Genomic DNA, 21,030 nt, shown 5'->3' with positions numbered 1-21,030 from the left:
CAATATTCATTATTCGGCATTATTCATTCGAACTTAAGTTTTTTGATTTACGAAGTACGATTTACGAGATCAATTTTAGTGTTAAGCATTATCCCAATATTTAACCCTTCAGGATAGTCAGAATTAGAAATGTCGATTGAGGTTCAATTCAATCTCGTAACTCCAAAATCGTAATTCGTAAATACACTAGTAAATCATACAAACGCTGCCAATTCCTCCAACGTCACTCTTCCCTCATAATACGCCTTTCCAACTATCGTCCCATAGACACCGGTTTTTTCCAGTTCTTCCAGATCTTTAACTGAGGAAACACCGCCACTTGCGATCAATTTTTGCGCCAGGGATTTCTTCTAAAATCTCTTTGTATAAATCCGTAGATGGACCTTGAAGCAAGCCATCTTTTGCAACATCAGTACAAATCACATAGCTAATTCCTTTAGCGACATACTCTTTGATAAAAGGAATCAAATCCACGGAAGTAGTCTTCTTCCCAACCTCCTACAGCAATTTTTTTATTTTTTGCATCAGCACCCAGTATTATTTTCTCAGAACCATAGTTTGTGATCCAGTTTCCAAAGAGCGCTGCATTCTTCACTGCAATGCTTCCTCCTGTCACCTGCTTGGCTCCGAGGCTAAATGCTTTTTCGATTTCCTCATCCGCTTGAATCCCTCCTCCAAAATCAACTTGTAGGCTTGTTCCTGAGCTGATTCTCTGCAAAACATCCGCATTCACAATTTTTTTAGCCTTGGCTCCATCCAAATCCACCAGATGTAATCGTTGAATACCGGCGCCTTCAAAGCGCTTGGCCATTTCCAACGGATCGTCATGGTATTCTTTTTTGCTGCTGTAATCGCCCTGACTAAGTCGGACGCACTTGCCTCCGATGAGGTCGATTGCTGGAATAATATACATTAGGATTGGAATGTTTTAATAGTGAAAGATTTGAAAATTACGATTTACGATATGGGATTTACGAGCTCAATTGTAGTTTTCCACATCCTACCCATACTTAGCCCTTCGAGATGTTAAGAATTGGGAATGTTGATTGAGGTTCAAGCCAATCTCGTAATTCGTAAATCGAAAATAATTGGCTTTAAATACTGAGGAAATTGCTTAATAATTTCTCTCCTACTAAACCGCTTTTCTCAGGATGTGCCTGAATAGCATAATAATTATCCCGATGTAGCATGGCTGAGAAATCATGAATGTAATGCGTCTGAGCTATCGTTAAATCGCTCAACTCAGCATAAAAGCTGTGCACATAATATACAAATGGCTCTGCTGGCAAGTCTTTCAAGAGTGGAATATCCGCAAGATTCTCCAATTCATTCCAGCCCACATGTGGCACTTTGAATTCCTGAGAATTCTCTGGCACAAAGCGCTTCACCTTCACCGGAAAAACCCCCAAACACTCCGTATCATTTTCCTCAGAATGCTCACAAAGCAATTGCAAGCCCAGACAAACACCTAGAAAAGGCTGTTTGAGGTCTTTGATCAAGGTGTCAAGTTTTCGCTCCTTCAAGTACCGCATTGCTGTACTAGCTTCGCCTTGACCAGGGAAAATCACTTTATCCGCGGCTCGGATTACTTCTGGATTATCCGTCAATTCAGCGTTTGCACCTAGCCTCTCCAAAGCATAGAGCACCGACTGCACATTGCCGGAATTATATTTAATGACTGCTATTTTCATTTTTAAGTATCAAGACGCTAGACACAAGATTCAAGAATAGCAGTCTCTCATCTTATGTCTAACGTCTAATGTCTATTGTCTTTTTTCTAAAAGCATCTCCTCCAGCACCTCTTCTATCTCCGGAAGCGACTCATACAGTTGCTCGTAATTCTCGATCACAAAGTATTTATCCTGAAAGCGATCTTTCCAGTATTCCTGATTCATTATCCTTCGAACATCATATTCCAGATGGGCTGGTTCATTTGAAAGGCTGAATTTAGTCTCTCCTGCCGAACTTAGGATCCCCGCGCCGTATATTTTTAATTCACCATCCTCACGAATCAACCCAAATTCTATGGTAAACCAATAGATCCTGCTAAGCAATTGTATCGCCCAAGGGTTATCAATGTGCTTCAAAGCAATCCCTGAGAGCTTTTCTAGAAAGTCTACATAAGGTTGATTAGTCAGCAAGGGCATATGAGCAAAAGCGTCATGAAACATATCAGGTTCTTCCAGATAATCAAGCTGCTCCATCGTGCGAAGCCAAGTAGAAGATGGAAACCTTCTGTTATTCAGCAAGCCAAAGAACAGGTCATCATCGATGAGGCCCGGAACCACCTGCACTTCCCATCCAGTACTTTTTGCTAAAACCTGATTTAGTTCTCTCGAAATTGGCGATTCTATCAGCAGAAAACTTCACCATCTCCACACCTTCCAGATAAGCTTTGGAAGCGGCCTTTGGTAGATTCGGCATCTGTCGCTCGAAGAGAATTTTCCATACTTTGAAGTCCTCCTCTGTGTAAGATTCATACTCCTGCTTAAGCTTTTGGAGTCGGGGATCACTAAAGACCCAGTTTTTTTGTTTTGTGTTTGCGTTCATGGTATTTGGGTATATTCTGTTTCGATTATTACAAATTCTTTACTCGAGCTATTTGGTCTAACTCAGAATTAATTATCTGACTTATTTCTTCCGCCTTATCAACTATCATAAAATGTTCTCCTCCTTCTATTAATATTGAATTTTTATCACCTGTAGGAAGTATTAACTTATCATTCGCCCCCTCAATTTTTAAAACTCTTTCAATTTTTTGTTCATTTCTCCAATTCAACAACTCCTTAACAGCCCATTTGGTAAAATTCAAATTAGAATCATCTAAAATCTCGTGAAGCAAAGTCTTGTTTTCCGTACCAAAAAGGTAGTATGCCAAACCTCTTGGAGGATCAAAAACCCACTTCGGCAGAAACCTGACAAAGCCAATTTTACCTATGAATCTAAAAATTGATCTTAAATCCTTCCTTGTCTCTGCTGATGAAATAAGAATAGTTAGAGTTGGTTTCAACTTTTTACTCATTTCAACAGCTATGAGTCCTCCGAAACTTACACCTAAAACACCAAAATCTTCCGTTTCATCAATTTCAGAGGAAAGTCTAAGAGCATAAGATTCAATGGGCTCATCCTTAAAGGGATCAATCCAATCAATCGGTATAAAATCCGCATTGAGAAATAAATTTTCAAAGACTCTTTTATCAGCTCCCAAACCGCTTATTCCATAAATTTTCACGTCGTTCTAATTTGAATTAGCAACTGATAAAAATTTTAATGAAAACCGTGAAATAAAAAAGGCCCATTCCACTAGGAATAGGCCTCTATATATTTTTACCAAAAATCCATAGTCATCCTATTCCTTCATTGAAGATGGTAGTAAGAATGATGTACGTAAGTTCTTGGTGTCGGATTCACTTGAATTTTTTCATTTGAAATGCTTCTTTGCATTTCATACTGCTAAGATAGGCAATGTATCATCAAAAGCAATTTCCTTAAAATCTATCTATATTTTGCACAGCTTTAAAAAAAACAGAGCCCCCAAACGCTCGGAGGCTCCTGCAAGCAAAGAGTGAAGATTAATTATACCCAAAATTACCAATTCTGACGAATGATAAAAGTCATCCAAGTAATATTTACTATTTACTCCATCATACTTTTCTTTACACTACTCCTGATTCTGGGGCTTTTTATCGTAATCCCCTTAAGCATCAGTCCAGTAGGAGGGAAAATATCTTTTTTGTTTATTCGGATTTGGGCAAGGGTATGGTCTTTTCTATCTGGTATTCGATATGAATTCCACGATCGTGAGCTTATCGATCGATCTCGGTCTTACACATCTACGTCTTTAATCATCGCTCTTTTCTGGATGCTGCTATAATTCCGCTGGCCATTCCTCAGCAAGTAAGAGCGCTGGGGTAAGAAAGAATTATCCAAAATCCCTTTATTTGGCTGGGTGGTAGGTAAAGTTGCTATCTGGGTAGATAGGACTGATGCCCAATCAAGAAGGAAAAGTATAGATCAGTTGGTGGTTTTTCTAAATCAAGGGATCTCGGCTGTGGTGGCTCCTGAAGGAACCCGAAATGACAGTGATGCTCCTTTGCTACCTTTCAAATCCGGGGCATTTCGTTTATCCGTAGAAACAGGCATTCCTATCCTACCCATTGCTGTTATCGGGGCCAACAAGGTGATGAAAAAGGGATCACTTCTTATATGCCCAGGTAAAGTCAAGATTTATTTTTCCAAACCGATTCAGCCCAGTTCAGCCTCTGAAAATGCGGTAAATGAACTTTCGGAAAAATGCCGGTCAAGACTAGAAGCGATGCTTCTTACACATGAATAATGTTATCCTTGGGCTCTTCGTCAATGGCATCGATAGTCAACTCTTCAAAGAGAATATAAATCGCTAAATAACTCATTGGAATAGTGACAAAAATCCCAACAATAAAAAAGAGTAACCCTGCAATATTGAGCGCGAGAAGTACCAGTAGAAATAGGAAAAACTTCAGCCAATTTGTTTGAATTAGTTTACGGCTAAGCTCCATAGAAGTCCAGAAATCAAAGCCTCCAAAAATCACAAACAAGAGACAGAATAAATACCCTACCAGCAGGTAAACCCCGGGTATTATTAGGAGCAATATACCTCCCACAATTAAAATAGAGCTGATTAAATTAGTAATAACCAGATTCCACCAATATTTAAACCCATCAAAAAAATTCTGAAAATCAAGATATTCTTTTTGACTTTGCCGGTTAGCAACCAAGTAAAAGCCGCAGACCAATGCAGGTGCTAAGAAGATACTATATAGAAAGGTATAGTCTTTTAAATAAAGCGTAAATCCCGCTTGAATTGCACCAACCAAAACCATAAAGCCGATATGGAATAAAGCACGGGATTTGAACATCTCCAGGCTTTTTCAATGATATCTCCTATGTTAAAATCTACTCCGGAATCAATGATTCGCTGAATTTTATCTTGATTCATATTTAATGTATAATATCGGCAATGAGGTCAATCATCCTCCTTTTTTTAATCTAGCGGACGGAAGACAGAAGACGGGAGATAAAAGTGGCCTCAATGCTAAAGGATATTCTTCTTCGGTCTCCCGTCTTCCTGGTTGCTAAACCAAGAGATTTATGGTTATTGGCAGCAGAGAGATAAATAAAATTACTTAGTAAAAGCTTCTAATATATCATGCTTAGTGATGATGTGAATCTGATTTTGTACATCACGAACGAGCACCGCTTTCTCCTTTTCCACCATAGAAGAAAGTACATCTAGCGTACTATCCAATGCCACGAAATGCATGGAATCCTCCATCACATCAGCAACAGTAGCATCTTTCAACGATGGGTTATCAATGATTCTAGCAAGCAATTTATTATCAGTCAGGCTACCTACTACCTCTTCATTTTCCATCACAGGAATTTGTGATACGCTAGTGCTATTCATAAGACCTATTGCATCCTTTACAGTGTCAGTTTTAAGCACAGACACTAAATTATACGCACCAATTCTTTGCGAGATGATATCACGTGCTGTGGAAAAAGTTTTATCCTCTAAGAAACCATGGTTTCTCATCCACTCATCATTATATACTTTACCTAAATAGCGTGTACCATGATCCGGAAGAATAATCACCATCTGATCGCCTTCCTTCAGGTTATCCTTAGCCCACTCTAAAGCTCCATGAACAGCCGATCCGCATGACCAACCTACAAACAAGCCTTCTTCTCTGGCCAAACGTCGGGTCATCACCGCAGAATCCTTATCCGTCACTTTGATGAAGTGATCGATCATATCGAAGTTCACATTCTTTGGAAGAATATCTTCTCCAATTCCTTCGGTGAGGTATGGATAAACTTCTTTCTCGTCAAAAATTCCAGTCTCTTTATATTTTTTGAAAACCGAACCGTACGTATCAATTCCCACGGTCACCACATTTGGATTTTGCTCTTTCAGATATTTAGCTGTTCCACACATAGAACCGCCAGTTCCTACTCCTGCAGCATAATGGGTGATTTTTCCGTCCGTGTCATTCCAAATTTCAGGACCTGTGGTCTCGTAGTGAGCTGCTGTATTGGAGAGATTATCGTATTGATTTGGGTAAAAAGAATTCGGGATATCCTGATTCAATTTCTTCGCAATAGAATAATAGGAACGTGGATCTTCAGGAGAAACGTTTGTAGGACAAACGATCACTTCTGCCCCTACAGCCTTAAGAATATCTATCTTCTCCTTAGACTGCTTATCCGCCATGGTGAAAATACACTTGTAACCTTTAGCCACAGCTGCAAGGGCTAAGCCCATACCTGTATTGCCGGATGTTCCTTCGATGATTGTCCCTCCCGGCTTGAGCAAACCTGCTTTTTCGGCATCCTCCACCATTTTGATAGCCATACGATCCTTCATAGAATTACCTGGATTGAAGTATTCCACTTTCACCAGCACCTCGCCTTTGATATGCTTTGCAAGTTTATTCAGTCTGATCATCGGAGTATTTCCGATGGTATCGATTATTGAGTTGTAGATCATAGTCGGTTACATTTGGTCCTATTTGGTAATCAAAAATAAAGGAAATTTCCGGGGGAAGCGATTACAGGAAAGTTAAAACAGAATAAAGTTCTGCATTATCAAACCAATTATGACCTGGGAACTCGAAAAGCTGCGACTGAAACCTGAACAGTGAGACTTGTTTACACCTCTTTGAATTCCAATCGCTTCAATACATCGAGCGTCACGTGCATAAGGATCGCTGCGACGAAAAACATCCCAAATGTCCCCCCAAACAGTGCCCAGACAAACTGCTTGGATGCAATAAATGCTACCACACTAAATGCCAAAGCAGGGAATAAACCGAAAAAGACAATACCCCCAATCATAAACGGCTTGATCAATTTTCTATCCCAACCCTCATCCAAAGCGATTTGAGGAATGATATTTATTCCAAAACCCACTAAATATACCTCTACTGTCGCAACTAGAAATAGCGGAATAATGAACCAGTTTAATCCAGCTATAAATACTGCTGGAATGATCAGTGCTAAACAAAACAAAGTGATTTGGAGTATATCCAGCTTGATCATGTTCCAAAACTTGGAGGTCCAAGATGCTGGAATCAGAATGAAAAATGGCTTTTTCAGATCTCCCACATTTGCTCTGCCTATTCCAGCAAAGAAGTATAGAAACAGCATAATCAAGAGATATCCATAGACGAAGTAATGGGAAAACCACTCAAAAAGAGAAAGCACAGCCAGAACAATCCCTATTCCAACCATAATTAGAGAGTACAGTCCAAATAGTGGGTGAAAATCCTGTCGTGAACTGTGCACGTAATTTCTCCAGTAAAAGGCCTTGGCACCAGTCCCAAAGTCGGGAAGAGCAAGCTTCTTTTTAGTATTTAGACTATAAGAACTTTCTCCAACCTGTTTTTTGCCTTTTACTTTTTCTAGCTTTTCCTCATTGGACTTGGTGGCTTCGAGTACATCTTCATAATAATAACCGGAGAATCTAATCACCAATTTCAAAATCACAAAATAGGATATACCGTAAAGTAAAATGAAGCCAATAGACAGGATGGCATTTCCATGTGATAAGTAGCTACCAATCCCTCTACTCCAACCTACAATCGGAAAAAAATCAAACCAGGGGGAAGAAATCCAAGCAAACATTCCTTGCCAGAATTTCTCTGCCATCAAACCAGGAATGATAATCATCCCTGACAATAAAACGGCTAAAACAATCACCCCAGTGCGAATGAACTCCATCACATCGTACTTAGAGTTTAGTGTGTAAACCAAAAATTTGATCGGGGAAACAATGAAAAAGAATAAGGCAAAAGCCAGTATTAAAAAGATAAAGTTTGCTACAGTAAGGTCAAATGTGTCAATCGCCTGACTTGACCCATATCCCACAAAGATGATTGCACCGCCTAAAGAAGGTAAAATTGACCTTACCATATAGTAAATCAGAATATTCTCTGGCTTGACAGGTGCGGTAAAAAGTAAGTTTACATCAGCCATTTTGAAAAAGCTGACATTTTTTTTTGTGGCGCTATACAACTGATAAATGAGAATAACCAAGGCCAGTATTGTCACTCCTCCCACGATATTTTGCAAGGCAAAATTCACTTCAGGTAGGCCATTTATATCCAATTCTGGCAGTTCCTGGCTAGAGGTATCATCATCCCTGTTTTTCATGCGCAGCCAATACATGAAAAATATGTATCCAGCGATAGCTGCATATGGCAAAAGCCGCATCGGGTTTCTAAGAATAAGCTTAATATTATTGATCAGAATGAGAATATCCTTTCTGAACAGCAGTCGGATTTCATTCATCTTTGGTCATTTCTAAAAACAGATCTTCAAGAGTCGTTCCTTCTCCCTGGAGCGACTGAATCTTCAAGTTTGCCACCGTATCATTGCCGACGATATTTCCATCCTTCAAAATCATCACCCGGTCAGCTATAGACTCCACACTGTCGATCAGGTGAGTACTGACCAAAATGGTTTTTCCAGCCTCTTTTAATTCTCTGAAAACTTTCTTGGTGTTTTTGATCGCTTTTGGATCCAAACCGATCATCGGCTCATCAAAGAAGAGCACTTCTGGATCTGGAAGTAATGCACAGCAAATCGATACCTTTTGACGCATTCCTTTAGACAGGTCACGTCCGAGTTTATCTTTTTTATCTGCTAATTCAAATAACTCTAAATATTCATTGGCTTTCTCTTTCCACTCTTTCACTCCGTAGGCTTGGGCAATGAACTGCATATGTTCCTGTACGGTAAGCAAATCATATACATAGGGAGTCTCTGGAATGTAACTAAAAAGTCGCTTAGCCTCCACGCTCAAATGATCGAATCCGCCTAAAGTAATTTCCCCGGATGTTTTGCGAAGCAAGCCAACAATACATTTCATAGTTGTACTTTTCCCGGCACCATTCGGCCCCAACAGTCCAACTACCTCCCCACCTTGTAGTTCAAAGGAAATGTCATTGACAGCATTCTGCTTGCCATAAGTCTTTACAAGATTAGTAACACTTAGCATAAAAATAATTTTGAGATTTAACTGTGAACTGATTTCAAATTTGAAATTTCTAATCTCAAATTAAATTATCCTTTTGAACCTGCCAGTAAGTAAAGCACCGCCATTCGTACCGCAACACCATTTTGCACCTGCTCCAGAATAATAGAGTGTTCCGAATCAGCCACATCTGAGCTTAATTCCACTCCTCGATTAATCGGCCCAGGATGCATGATTACGATTTCCTTATCCAACTGACTCAAAAGCTTCTTATTGATTCCGTAATAAAGTGAATACTCTCTTAAGCTTGGAAAATACTTGATTTGCTGTCTTTCTAGCTGAATTCGCAGCACATTGGCCACATCACACCACTGAAGTGCTTTTTTTACATCCAGCTCTACTTTCACGCCGAGACTGGCGATGTATTTTGGAAGCAAGGTAATTGGTCCGCAAACCATCACTTCAGCGCCTAACTTTTGTAGGCAAAAAATATTGGAAAGTGCTACTCTGGAGTGCAGAATATCTCCGATAATGGCGACTTTTTTCCCAGCTACATCTCCTAGTTTTTCTTTGATTGAGAAGGAGTCCAGCAAAGCCTGAGTTGGATGCTCATGAGTACCATCACCAGCGTTGACTATGTTAGCATTCACATTTCTAGAAAGAAAATGTGGGGCTCCGGGACTGGAATGTCTCATGACCACCATATCTACTTTCATAGAAAGTATGTTATTGACTGTATCTACAAGTGTCTCCCCTTTTTTCACTGAGCTATTGGAAGAAGAAAAATTTACCACATCAGCGGAAAGTCTTTTCTCAGCAAGTTCAAATGAAAGTCTTGTGCGTGTAGAATTCTCGAAAAACACATTCGCTATGGTGATATCACGCAGAGAAGGCACTTTTTTGATCGGCCGATTGATGACTTCTTTGAAATTCGCTGCCGTGTCAAGAATAAGCTGGAGATCATCCTCTGTGAGGTTTTTGATTCCAAGGAGGTGTTTCGTACTGAGTTGCGACATGGTTAAGCTTTAACTTTCTCTGTGATCCAAATTGCGTCTTTTTCATTCCCCTGCGCTGCCCATTCCACCAGTACATATTGGCTTTCCAGCGTATGCACACGGACTCCATAGTAATCTGGCATGATAGGATAATCCCGGGTGAGCTTGCGATCTACCAGCACCATAAGTTCGACTTTCTGAGGCCTGCCAAATGCGATCATCGCATCCATAGCAGCCCGTACTGATCGTCCCTTATAGAGCACATCATCAACCAAGATTACTTTTTTGCCTTCTACTAGAAAGTTGATTTTTGTTTCGTTGGCTTTGAGCGGAAAATCTCTCCTGCGAAAATCATCTCTATGAAAAGTGGCATCGAGATACCCTGAGGGAACTTTCACTCCTGAAATTTCTTCCAGAAGTTTTACGATTTTATCCAACAATATCGGCCCTCTCGGCTGCAAACCCAGAAGTACGGTATTGTCAAAATCATCGTGATTTTCGATCAGTTGGTGACAGAAACGTCTGAGTATGATCTCAATCTGTCCTTCGTCTAAGACAAGCCTTTTTTGCATGGGGTAGATTTGCGGGTAAATATAAAAAGAAAATCTAGTCTGGGAGTTGTTCTGGCTTATACAAATCCCCATCCACCACTATTTTGGTGAGAAAGTAAACTTCCCGGATTTCATCTGCTCCAGCTTCATTCAGGAATCTAACACGTTGGGTTCCGGAGAGCAAAAAGTACCTATCATACCAATGAATCAACCTTAAACTTGCCAAGTTCGTGTCACGAATGCGTTCCTTCTCATTGACCAAACCTAATTCAAATTCCTGATTTTCGAAGATTTTTTCACCATTTCTGAAAAAACTCAACTTTATAATCTCGTCTTCCACATACATGTGGTAAAAATCCTCCCCAACTATCGCAACTTCCCCAAATGCTTCCGGATAAGTCGTTATAAATTCATCATACGAGGTAGCATTGTCCCATAGAACCTGCCCTGTCTTTGCAACTTTTGCGAAGTGCGCAGATACATATCGATACTCAGGTACAGTTTGGTAGCTACTTGACATTGGGAAGCGATTGGCTAAATAGGGATCTGAAAATGTAGTAGCTCCCATTCTGCTCCATCTATCATATCTATATCCTGCAGTGGGAGAATACATTCCGTTTTGAAATCCAGACCTGCTATTTGAGACTGAATATTGATCAAAATAAACGTAATAAGCATCCGGTGTTTGCCGAACGTCTCGTATAGAATAAATACTATTTATACTAGGTATTCTTTCTTTCTCAAGTTCTTTTAGTATTTCGGCATCCCGCTTTCCTTTAGTTTTTTCGTTGAGGTAATTATAAAAATTTGGAAAATCGGCTAAGGTGTAAAGTTTAAAATCAAACTCACCAAATTCATTGATATCCATGATATACATTCCTTGATAAGAATTCCTCCGCTCTAAACCGAAAGCTCCTATCATTGCCTCTTGGTAATTACCCGAAGAAAGTAAAATCCCGTCTATTATTTCTTGACCTGGATCTGCAAACTGATCCACTTTCACTTCCTGGATCACATTTCCGGTCATATCATACGTATTGATAATGATATCACGATTTCTGTAAGCACCCTTCCTACTCAGTACCACTTCCAATGACCGGATCTCAGGATTTTTTTTGATTTGGAGAATCTGCGTATCATTCCCATAAATCCCCTGTAGGGTATGAACACTTTTGGTCAATATATCATGGATTTGCAAAACTGGTCTACTATCCGAACTCCCCATGAAAATGGCTTTTTGATCTTGTACCAAAAACTCCACCAACTCCATATCAAGGACATTTTCTATCACAAACTCTAGCCCTTGCTTAGTCTGCAAATCCACTTGAAGCAAATACTTATCGGCATTCAGAGCATACCCTTCAGTGAAAAGAATAAAAAGCTGGTTTTGATCTACATCATATCCTAGCATATCGTACCCGTCTTTGACAGGAAATTGAATAACCCCTTCTTTAGAATCCAACCGACTATCAGCAATAAAGTACTGAAACACTCTCTTCATGTTCAATCCCTTGTCGGGGAGTGTCCTGAAGCAAACTAATCCAGCTTCTGACTCTATCATTTCAAATAATGGAGCATCCAACTCAGACTCTACTTCAAAACGTTCAATAAATCTGACCTGTGCAAAGATCCCATGACTTAGTACTGAAAGAAAAAGTAGTAGAAGTATCCTTTTCATGAACCCATTTTTAGAAGTAAATCAAATGCTTCTTTGCCTACCGGCAGCACAGAAAGCCGGGATTGTTTTAGCATAGGCAAATCGGATAGCCTATCCTCATCCTTAATGGCAGCTAGTGGAATTGCATTTTTCAAAGGGCTTTTCACCTTCAGTTTTACAGCTGTCCAAGCCTCGTCCTTCGGGTCAGGGAATTGTTCCTGACTCACTTCAGCTATACCTACGATTGCTTTTTCCTTGCCACTGTGATAAAAAAACACCAAGTCTCCCATTTGCATTTCTCTAAGATAGTTCCGAGCTTGAAAATTCCTCACACCATCCCATATATCTTCATTTTTTGCTACGAAATCGCTCCAAGAATATGAACTTGGTTCAGATTTTACCATCCAGTATTTCATGATATATTTTGGTTGAATGTTAAAAAGTCCTCGACTTGAATAACGTAAATGCATTCTTTCTGTTCAAATCCATTAGAAATAAGAATCCATCCTACTCCTTTCCAATGCTTTGCAAAGCTGATCTAGATAGAATATCACATTTCAATTTTAAGTTAACCCATAGCCCCTTAAATTGAAACATTATTTCAAGACATTTGTCTCATCACTTTCATTCAACCCGAGAAATTTTGGATCATAAGACTCTTCTGAAAAAAATCAAACTCAGCATACAGCTGATGGAACTTCACGACGAAAACCCATTCAAAATACGCAGCTACCAAAGTGCGCTGATTTCCTTAGAACGTGGAGATCAGGACATTATGTTGCTAAGCGAAACGGAACTCGCAAAGATTCAGGGAGTTGGAAAAAGCATGGTCGATGCTATACAACAACTCAAAGAAACCGAGACTTTCCCTTTTCTAGAAGAACTGCTTGCCAAAACTCCGGAAGGAATCTTGGAAGTGCTACAGATTAAAGGCTTGGGACCGAAGAAGGTTAAAATGCTTTGGGAGGAACTTGGCATCACTTCAACTCATGAACTTATGGAAGCTTGCCAGTCTGGAAAGGTCGCCAAAATCAAAGGATTTGGAGAAAAAACACAGCATACAATTATCCAGAATCTTGAATTCAAAGCTTCCAACTCTGGAAAATGGCTTTATGCCGATATTGAGCACATCGCCGGACATTTAAAAGAATCCTTTCTAGCGTTAGCTCCAGAGGCAGATTTGGCACTTGTAGGGGATTTTGCCAGACAGCTGGAAATCATCACCGAGGCAGAATTTCTATTTGCCTCAGATGAATTACCTACGGTAAAGTCCCAAATCAAAGCAATGGACTCGATCGAATGGATCTTACTGGAGTCCGGACCGAGAACCTTGCGTGGAAAAATGAAAGATATCGACCTCCGAGTTTCAGTTCATTTTTGTTCCAAAGCTGATTTTCTTTGGAAAAAGCTTTCCTTAACAGCCGCACCACTTCATCTGGAAGCACTGGTGGATGAAAAAGAAACTGTAGCTCAAAAACTTCAGAAAAAGGATTACTCTAGTGAAGAAGAGTTTTTCAGCATTAACAACCTCCAATTTATCCCAGCGGAAATGAGAGAAGGTTTTGGGGAGATAGAACTGGCAAAGGAGAATAAAATTCCTGAACTATTAACAGACCAAGACCTCAAAGGAATTCTTCACAATCACTCCACTTATAGTGACGGAAAACACAGCCTGAGACAAATGGCAGAGTATTGCAGGGAGCTAGGATATGAGTATTTAGGTATCTCTGATCACAGCAAAACAGCTTTTTATGCCGGGGGACTGACAGAAGATCAAATTCTAAAACAACATCAGGAAATCGATGCACTGAACGAGGAAATGGCTCCTTTTCGGATTTTCAAAGGTATAGAAAGCGACATTCTATCTGATGGAAAGCTTGATTATTCTGATGAAGTTTTAGCAAGTTTTGACTTTATCGTTGCATCCGTTCATTCCATTCTGAATATGGATATCAAGCGAGCTACCACTCGGCTGATAACCGCGATTGAAAACCCTTACACTACGATTTTGGGCCATCCAACGGGAAGATTGCTTCTTCGTCGTCAGGGATACCCAATCGATCACAAAGCCATCATCGATGCCTGCGCGGCAAATAATGTAGTCATTGAAATCAATGCCAATCCTTGGAGACTAGATCTAGATTGGAGATGGGTTCGCTACGCCATGGATCAAGGTGTGATGCTTTCTATCAATCCAGATGCACATGCGATGGAAGGCTATGCCGACATGAAATTTGGCGTACTCGTAGGGAGAAAAGGCGGGTTAACTAAAGAGATGACGTTGAATGCTTTAAATGCAGACGAGATAGGAAATTATTTTGATAAAAGGCTGGAAAATTTGAAAGTCAAAAAGTGAAAACCTTGAAAGGAAAGAATAGAAGCTCAGAAGTCTTGTATCTTGCGACTTCAATCAAGGACTAACACATGAAATGGACTAATCACCCACCCAAAATCATCCTTCAGCGCTCGTTTTTATTTGGGATCACTGGCATTGTACTCTGCTTTCTTGCGCTATTGAATTCATATTTAAGAGTATTGGATGCGCCAATGGGCCCTTTAAACGGTGTGGGATTGGCTTTTCTGTTAGTTGGATTGAGTTTGGCTGTATTGGTGATCCGTCAGCGAAAACTTACCCCAGAAATCAAAGAGAGGGCGCAAAAGATGATTGTAGTATTGGCGGTGGGATTGCTTTTTTTTATTTTGACTCTATAAAAACTAAAACTAAGCTGTTATTTTTTCCGTAAGCTCTAAAGCAATTAAACTTCAGAGACCTATGAAATCGCACCTTTCTTACTTCGCAATTCTATTTTTCCTATCTACTTACACCTATGCTCAGCAAGCTGATAATTCTGCTAAACCAGAATTCAAAATAGTTACAATTGTAGAATCAATAAGTTTGAGGGGAAATGGTGAGTCAAGGATAATTGATTCACAAACTGAAGTAGATGATTCTGAATATGCATCTTTTAAAACAGACGGATCCAAAGCTAAAAACAGGGCACTAGAAGGAAAGCATATCAAAATCGACAAGTTAGAAGAAATAAAACTGCGTAATATATTCGATGGATTTGAGGTCGCTCCTAAAAACGTAGCATTCAATGACGCAATGACTTCATCTAAAATCAATAGCATGGTGAAAGAGGGATGGAACCTAGTTTACGTCACTTCAGCAGTAGAAAGCGATGCTGGAGATGGAGACCTAAATGGCATATTAATCACTCGGCTATTTTTTTCTAAGTAAATACGAACCCAGGCGTTTATTAGCACAAAAAGGCAATTAGCTAGTGATTTCTTTATAATCTTCAATCTGTGTAAGCATTTCTCTGGCTTTCATAATAGGATCCCATTCATAGTTGCCAAATAGGAATTTAAACCAACGCTTGTCACGGTTTTCATAGCGAATATTGACAAACAACCAGATAGCAAGTCCTGCAAATGCAAATGTAATAAGCACTTGAATGACCCAGAAAACAGGGTTTACGGTTCCTATCCAAGAAGAACTTAGAAAGAATGTTGTCCAAAATGGCAGTTGTAACATAAGAATACGCGTAACCCATAAAGTAGAAGATAGTAGGCTCGCAATCTTTTTTTGTGTGCTGATCACTGGTGAATTGATGCTTACTACCGAAATCAGAATCAACTGATAAAGGTATACTCCCACGGCTATTTTATTTACCAATGAGATAAACCCGAAAGAAATCAGAAAGAAGTAGTTTCCTACAGGAAACAGATTAATCAACAATACGTCCAAGAAAAATACCCAGAGAATCCCCACCAGAACTGTGACTATTTTGATGGGTCTCATAGCCGTCAATTCACTTTTCACCTTCATTTTGGTGATATCTAAAGCATTTTTGCGATTGAAAACCAGCTGTTCTTGAAGCCTTTCATCGTAGGATTTCCAAATTTGTTGCAGTTCTATATCTTCCATGATTTTCTTTATTGAGCTGTGATTTTCTTTTTCAATTGTTGTTTGATTCGAGAGAGCTTAGTTGCCACATTGCTTTCTGATAAGCCTAGTACTTGGCCAATCTCAGGGTACAAATAACCATCTAAGTAAAGTAGGATTAGCGCCCGATCGACTTCCTTAAGTTCTTTGATTAGAGACTGTAAAAGATCCCTTTTTTCATTTGCTTCGCTTTTATCCTCTGCCAAGTAAATGGCGGTTTCAGACAATGGCTGAATAATCTGATTACGCTTTCGAGTTTTTCTATAATTAGAAATAGCCACATTCAAAGCGATCCTGTACATCCAAGTACTCAACTTAAAATTCGAATTGAAACTAGGGAAAGCCTTCCATAGCTGTAGGATGATTTCCTGAATTAGATCCTCGCGATCATCTTCATCCTTGCAATAGGAATTTGCGACTTTGTAAATGATCCCTTTGTTGGATTCAATGCTGGTCAGGAAATGTTCTTTTTCTACGGACAAGGACTCGATGGTTGGCTGTAAAACTCTTTCAAACTATTATTCGCAGATCATTCAAAAAAATCACAGTCATGAAAATAAAAATTTAGAATCGTTTATGATTATTATAATTATCCGCAAAGATGCCTGTCACCTTAGATTCTTTGCTTATCTGGCCGGAAGACCGATGACCGATGACTCCCGCACTGGCGGGACAGGATGAAGCAGCCGCAATCCTTAAGTTAAGATATCCTTTTTTGCTTTTGATTCCATTCTGGCGCAAAAGCGGATATACCTTATGATTTTTCAAAATGAAGGAATTGAACTAAGTAGAAGTCAAAAAAAATCAAATCTCCATTTTTGAAAAAATAAGTCAATCACGTCACTCTGCGAAACCTCTGTGATCCTTGTAGTTAAAAAAAAGCCCCGAACTCGTCATTCGGGGCTTTCAATCTAATTAAAGCAACTGATTAATCAGCTTTCTCTTTTTTCTTTACTACAATTGTCAATTCTGTGCCTTCTCCAGAATAATCGGCAGTGATAATATCGCCTTCAGAAAGATCTCCTTTCAGGATCTCCTCAGCAATAGCATCTTCAAGGTATTTCTGAATAGCTCTATTTAGCGGTTCGCTCCATATTGCTGATCATAACCTTTCTCCGCCAAGAATTCTTTGGCTTTCTCAGTCAATTCGATCTTATATCCAAGATCTGTGATTCTAGAGAACAATTTGCCTAAGCTGATATCGATAATCTTAAAGATATGCTCTCTGGTCAGAGAGTTAAATACAACGACATCATCCAATCTATTTAAGAATTCTGGGCTAAATGCCTTTTTCAATGCAGATTGAATCGTTGACTTCATCACTTCATCCATATTATCAGATCTGGCCTGACTGGCAAAGCCAATTCCTGCACCAAAATCTTTCAAGTCACGAACTCCGATATTAGAAGTCATGATGATAATTGTATTTCTGAAATCTACTTTTCTACCTAGACCATCCGTCAAGACACCATCATCCAATACCTGCAAAAGAATATTGAATACATCAGGGTGAGCTTTTTCTATCTCATCAAGAAGAACCACTGAATACGGCTTTCTTCTAACCTTCTCAGTCAACTGACCGCCTTCTTCGTAACCAACATAACCTGGAGGCGCTCCTACTAATCTGGATACAGAGAATTTCTCCATATACTCAGACATATCAATTCTAATCAAAGAATCGTCTTTGTCGAAAAGATAAGTTGCCAACATTTTGGCTAATTCAGTCTTTCCAACACCAGTAGGTCCTAGGAAAATAAAGGAACCTATTGGCTTTTTAGGATCTTTCAATCCTACTCTAGTTCTCTGAATGGCCTTAGTCAACTTCTTGATTGCCTCGTCCTGACCGATTACTTTGCCTGACAAATCACCGTTCATATTCAAAAGCTTAGCGCCTTCTTTCTGAGCGATTCTTTTGGCAGGAATACCTGTCATCATAGCAATCACTTCAGCTACATTATCTTCTTCTACTGTAAATCTCTTAGACTTACTTTCTTCTTCCCATCTATTTTTAGCTGTTTCCAATTGCTCGAGCAATTTCTTCTCCTTATCCCTCAACTGAGCCGCTTCTTCATATTTCTGAGATTTCACCACTCGGTTTTTCTCAGTTTTGATGTCTTCTACCTCAGCTTCAAGTTTAAGAATATCTTCCGGCACATGGATATTATTGATATGGACTCTGGCTCCTGCCTCATCCAAAATATCTATAGCCTTATCTGGCAAGAATCTATCGGAAATGTATCTATCGGAAAGTTTCACACAGGCAACTATAGCCTCATCGGTATAATTCACATTATGGTGATCCTCGTACTTATCCTTTATATTATTCAGAATCTGCACTGTCTCCTCTGGAGTAGTAGCATCTACCATCACCATCTGGAATCTACGAGCTAGTGCACCGTCTTTCTCGATATACTGACGATACTCATCAAGTGTAGTTGCTCCGATACATTGGATTTCTCCACGTGCCAAAGCAGGTTTGAACATATTAGACGCATCCAAAGATCCAGAGGCTCCACCAGCTCCTACGATAGTATGAAGCTCATCGATGAAAAGAATGACGTTTGGAGATTTCTCAAGTTCATTCATCACCGCTTTCATTCGCTCCTCAAACTGACCTCTATATTTGGTACCCGCTACTAGGGAAGCTAGATCCAACGTCACTACACGCTTGTTGAAAAGCACTCGTGAAACTTTCTTCTGAATGATTCTTAATGCTAAACCTTCAGCGATTGCTGTCTTACCTACCCCGGGCTCCCCGATCAAAATCGGATTATTCTTCTTTCTTCTTGAAAGAATCTGAGCAACTCGCTCGATTTCTTTCTCACGACCGATAATTGGATCAAGCTTATCGTCTTCTGCCATCTTGGTCAAATCTCTACCGAAATTATCCAAGACCGGCGTTCTAGACTTCTCTGCTCCTGGCTGTAGACGCACCAGAACCACTGCCTGTAGAACCGAAAAGCTTAGAACCGTCATCATCGCCATCTTCTGCCTCAGCTTTGGAGCGAGGAGTAGAGTCAGATGACATTTCAAGCATCTCTTTTACCGAATCGTAATTGATTTCAAATTTGTTAAGTATTTGCGTGGCGATGTTGTCTTCATCTCTCAAGATGGAAAGAAGCAAATGCTCCGTACCAATTAGCTGACTTTTGAAGATCTTCGCCTCCAAATAAGTTATTTTCAATACCTTCTCTGACTGTCTGGTCAGAGGGATATTTGCCATATTTTTGACGTTGTGATTTGCGGTGCCTTTAACAGCGCGTTCTATCGCATTCCGCAATTCATCCATTGGCACTCCCAATTTCTTAAGAATGGAAACAGCAACACCTTCTCCTTCGCGAATCATCCCCAGCAAGAGGTGCTCCGTGCCAATGTAATCATGTCCAAGGCGAAGAGCTTCTTCGCGGCTAAGAGAGATCACCTCTTTGACTCTGTTCGAAAATTTTGCTTCCATTTAATTCCTATCTGATTGTTTAATAATCCTGTACGTATGTTACCGAATTTGTTTTAAAAACACAATCCTTTTGCAGATTGTTCAATGTTTTTTTACAGACTTTAATACTATGCTTTTAGATGCTGGCCCTTCGCAGAACAACAAATCCAGAATGCTAAGGTTGGGATCAAAGTCTAAGCCAAAAAGTTGAAAATAAGACTCAGGCTGATAGTATTCTCGCTTTGAAAAGGGCACTGAGGGCACCAGCTGTCCTCTTATGTCCTGCATCAAGGAAGATCCTATCTTTGTTATACACCCGCATCTTGACAGGCATCCCAAGAAGTTTAAGACAGATTGTCAGTAAATCCCAGTTTAGATCCCACAAACTCTCCGTATTCTGACTGAAAACCTTCTCAAAATAAGGGAAATAATATTCATAGAAAGGGAGCTTTCCCATATGCACTTTGAATCCCGCGGAGGTGGATTTTCGCCCAATTCTGTGTGTAATCAATCTTAATCTTTTGGAGAGAGAGCCGAGGTCTTCTACCTTGGATCGGAACACTGAGCGTCCCCGTTTTATTCGCTAGACGGATTTGAGTTCGGTTGAAATAGGATTGCCTTTGATATCGTTCTTCTGGAAAAAAGATCAACTCCTCCGCATCAGCAATAGCAGCGAAAAATTCAAGATTCGGAAAATAATGCAGATCTACTGCAATGCGCTTTACCATCCTAGTCTAATTCCTCCACTTTCCCTAAGCCTTCTCGGAGCACTTCCACTTCGTATCCAGTACAGTCCAATACCGTTGAGGCGACATTTTGCCCATAACCTCCATCAATTACAACATCGACGAGATGCTGAAATTTCTCAAAAATCAGTTCCGGATCAGTACTATACTCGATCACCTCATCTTCGTCATTGATGGATGTAGTGAGTATCGGATGCCCCAATTCAGACACCAGCATGCGAGGCACATTGTGATCTGGGACTCTAATTCCGATTGTTTTCTTTTTGCTGTGCAAAATCTTGGGCACCTGATTGCTCGCTTCCAAAATAAAGGTGAATGGGCCTGGAAGTCCTTTTTTCATCATCTTAAAAACCGGTTTATCAATCATTTTGGTGAATTGGGAAATATTGCTCAAGTCGGCACAGATAATCGAAAAGTTGTGCTTTTTGGGATTGATTCCCTTGATTTTGCAAATGCGCTCTACTGCACGCAAATTCATTATATCACAGCCCATGCCGTAAACAGTATCTGTAGGATAAATCACCACACCACCATCACGGAGAATGGATGCAATTTCTCTGATCTTGTCAGGATCAGGGTTTTCCTCATATAGTTTTATCAATTCAGCAGGCATATTTTTTTATCTACTTGGCAGAAATTAAGCTATCCCCTATATACTTTATCTACGTGGAAGGAGGAGCGAT

General features: G+C 39.9%; 18 protein-coding genes and 4 pseudogenes. 4 read left to right on the top strand and 18 right to left on the bottom strand.

Annotated features, from left to right (window positions below; all coding sequences use genetic code 11):
* Window positions 1–194: 194 nt before the first annotated feature.
* The 4 genes and pseudogenes from hisA to AC0L6R_RS23845 form a co-directional block, all read right to left on the bottom strand.
* Window positions 195–913, bottom strand: a pseudogene (gene hisA / locus AC0L6R_RS23860) (1-(5-phosphoribosyl)-5-[(5-phosphoribosylamino)methylideneamino]imidazole-4-carboxamide isomerase).
* A 181-nt stretch (window positions 914–1,094) separates the two neighbouring features.
* Window positions 1,095–1,691, bottom strand: coding sequence for an imidazole glycerol phosphate synthase subunit HisH (gene hisH, locus AC0L6R_RS23855; protein WP_473273424.1), 597 nt, complete (start codon window positions 1,689–1,691; stop codon window positions 1,095–1,097).
* Window positions 1,692–1,763: 72 nt separating this feature from the next.
* A pseudogene (locus AC0L6R_RS23850) lies at window positions 1,764–2,550 on the bottom strand (phenylalanine 4-monooxygenase).
* 28 nt (window positions 2,551–2,578) lie between these two features.
* A complete protein-coding gene (locus tag AC0L6R_RS23845) occupies window positions 2,579–3,232 on the bottom strand; it encodes an alpha/beta hydrolase (RefSeq protein ID WP_473273423.1) in 654 nt (217 codons plus the stop codon).
* A 690-nt stretch (window positions 3,233–3,922) separates the two neighbouring features.
* Here AC0L6R_RS23845 and AC0L6R_RS23840 point away from each other — a divergent pair.
* A pseudogene (locus tag AC0L6R_RS23840) lies at window positions 3,923–4,336 on the top strand (lysophospholipid acyltransferase family protein); the annotation flags it as partial.
* Here the strand turns inward: AC0L6R_RS23840 and AC0L6R_RS23835 are convergent.
* The 8 genes from AC0L6R_RS23835 to AC0L6R_RS23800 all read right to left on the bottom strand — a co-directional run bounded on the left by AC0L6R_RS23835 (window position 4,323) and on the right by AC0L6R_RS23800 (window position 12,635).
* On the bottom strand, window positions 4,323–4,898 hold the full coding sequence (locus AC0L6R_RS23835) for a hypothetical protein (RefSeq protein ID WP_473273422.1): 576 nt from the start codon (window positions 4,896–4,898) through the stop codon (window positions 4,323–4,325). The pseudogene AC0L6R_RS23840 and the gene AC0L6R_RS23835 sit on opposite strands and share 14 nt — an antisense overlap.
* A gap of 263 nt (window positions 4,899–5,161) precedes the next feature.
* Window positions 5,162–6,529, bottom strand: a complete 1,368-nt coding sequence (locus tag AC0L6R_RS23830; RefSeq protein ID WP_473273421.1) for a pyridoxal-phosphate dependent enzyme — start codon at window positions 6,527–6,529, stop codon at window positions 5,162–5,164.
* Window positions 6,530–6,690: 161 nt separating this feature from the next.
* The gene (locus AC0L6R_RS23825; RefSeq protein WP_283413859.1) at window positions 6,691–8,331 is read right to left on the bottom strand and encodes a putative ABC exporter domain-containing protein; all 1,641 of its coding nucleotides are present in this window, start codon (window positions 8,329–8,331) and stop codon (window positions 6,691–6,693) included.
* Window positions 8,324–9,040, bottom strand: a complete 717-nt coding sequence (locus AC0L6R_RS23820; RefSeq protein WP_473273420.1) for an ABC transporter ATP-binding protein — start codon at window positions 9,038–9,040, stop codon at window positions 8,324–8,326. Before AC0L6R_RS23820 ends, AC0L6R_RS23825 begins: the two co-directional genes overlap by 8 nt.
* A gap of 65 nt (window positions 9,041–9,105) precedes the next feature.
* Window positions 9,106–10,032, bottom strand: coding sequence for an aspartate carbamoyltransferase catalytic subunit (locus tag AC0L6R_RS23815; RefSeq protein WP_473273419.1), 927 nt, complete (start codon window positions 10,030–10,032; stop codon window positions 9,106–9,108).
* Window positions 10,033–10,034: 2 nt separating this feature from the next.
* A complete protein-coding gene (gene pyrR / locus AC0L6R_RS23810; RefSeq protein WP_283413856.1) occupies window positions 10,035–10,583 on the bottom strand; it encodes a bifunctional pyr operon transcriptional regulator/uracil phosphoribosyltransferase PyrR in 549 nt (182 codons plus the stop codon).
* A 34-nt stretch (window positions 10,584–10,617) separates the two neighbouring features.
* Window positions 10,618–12,240: a transcriptional regulator gene (locus AC0L6R_RS23805; RefSeq protein WP_283413855.1), complete on the bottom strand. Its 1,623-nt coding sequence runs from the start codon at window positions 12,238–12,240 to the stop codon at window positions 10,618–10,620.
* On the bottom strand, window positions 12,237–12,635 hold the full coding sequence (locus AC0L6R_RS23800; RefSeq protein WP_283413854.1) for an EVE domain-containing protein: 399 nt from the start codon (window positions 12,633–12,635) through the stop codon (window positions 12,237–12,239). The genes AC0L6R_RS23805 and AC0L6R_RS23800 overlap by 4 nt, the downstream gene beginning before the upstream one ends.
* A gap of 275 nt (window positions 12,636–12,910) precedes the next feature.
* On the opposite strand from AC0L6R_RS23800, the gene AC0L6R_RS23795 reads away from it, so the two are divergent.
* The 3 genes from AC0L6R_RS23795 to AC0L6R_RS23785 all read left to right on the top strand — a co-directional run bounded on the left by AC0L6R_RS23795 (window position 12,911) and on the right by AC0L6R_RS23785 (window position 15,460).
* Window positions 12,911–14,575, top strand: a complete 1,665-nt coding sequence (locus tag AC0L6R_RS23795) for a helix-hairpin-helix domain-containing protein (protein WP_473273487.1) — start codon at window positions 12,911–12,913, stop codon at window positions 14,573–14,575.
* A gap of 68 nt (window positions 14,576–14,643) precedes the next feature.
* A complete protein-coding gene (locus AC0L6R_RS23790; protein WP_473273418.1) occupies window positions 14,644–14,931 on the top strand; it encodes a hypothetical protein in 288 nt (95 codons plus the stop codon).
* Window positions 14,932–14,992: 61 nt separating this feature from the next.
* On the top strand, window positions 14,993–15,460 hold the full coding sequence (locus AC0L6R_RS23785) for a hypothetical protein (protein ID WP_283413852.1): 468 nt from the start codon (window positions 14,993–14,995) through the stop codon (window positions 15,458–15,460).
* A 36-nt stretch (window positions 15,461–15,496) separates the two neighbouring features.
* On the opposite strand, the gene AC0L6R_RS23780 is transcribed toward AC0L6R_RS23785, so the two are convergent.
* The 6 genes and pseudogenes from AC0L6R_RS23780 to AC0L6R_RS23755 form a co-directional block, all read right to left on the bottom strand.
* Window positions 15,497–16,150, bottom strand: coding sequence for a hypothetical protein (locus AC0L6R_RS23780; protein ID WP_473273417.1), 654 nt, complete (start codon window positions 16,148–16,150; stop codon window positions 15,497–15,499).
* 8 nt (window positions 16,151–16,158) lie between these two features.
* Window positions 16,159–16,650, bottom strand: coding sequence for an RNA polymerase sigma factor (locus tag AC0L6R_RS23775; protein WP_473273416.1), 492 nt, complete (start codon window positions 16,648–16,650; stop codon window positions 16,159–16,161).
* Window positions 16,651–17,096: 446 nt separating this feature from the next.
* Window positions 17,097–19,622 (bottom strand): annotated as a pseudogene (locus AC0L6R_RS23770) (ATP-dependent Clp protease ATP-binding subunit).
* 199 nt (window positions 19,623–19,821) lie between these two features.
* Entirely contained in the window at window positions 19,822–20,058 is a 237-nt protein-coding gene (locus AC0L6R_RS23765; RefSeq protein ID WP_473273415.1) for a WbqC family protein, read from the bottom strand.
* Entirely contained in the window at window positions 20,036–20,329 is a 294-nt protein-coding gene (locus tag AC0L6R_RS23760) for a WbqC family protein (protein ID WP_473273414.1), read from the bottom strand. The genes AC0L6R_RS23765 and AC0L6R_RS23760 overlap by 23 nt, the downstream gene beginning before the upstream one ends.
* Window position 20,330: 1 nt before the next feature.
* A complete protein-coding gene (locus AC0L6R_RS23755; protein ID WP_283413847.1) occupies window positions 20,331–20,960 on the bottom strand; it encodes an L-threonylcarbamoyladenylate synthase in 630 nt (209 codons plus the stop codon).
* Window positions 20,961–21,030: the final 70 nt, after the last annotated feature.

Source organism: Algoriphagus sp. 10J20-15 (assembly GCF_055809615.1).
The sequence above is the reverse complement of the archived record's forward strand: the minus strand, read 5'-3'. Positions and strand labels throughout refer to the sequence as shown.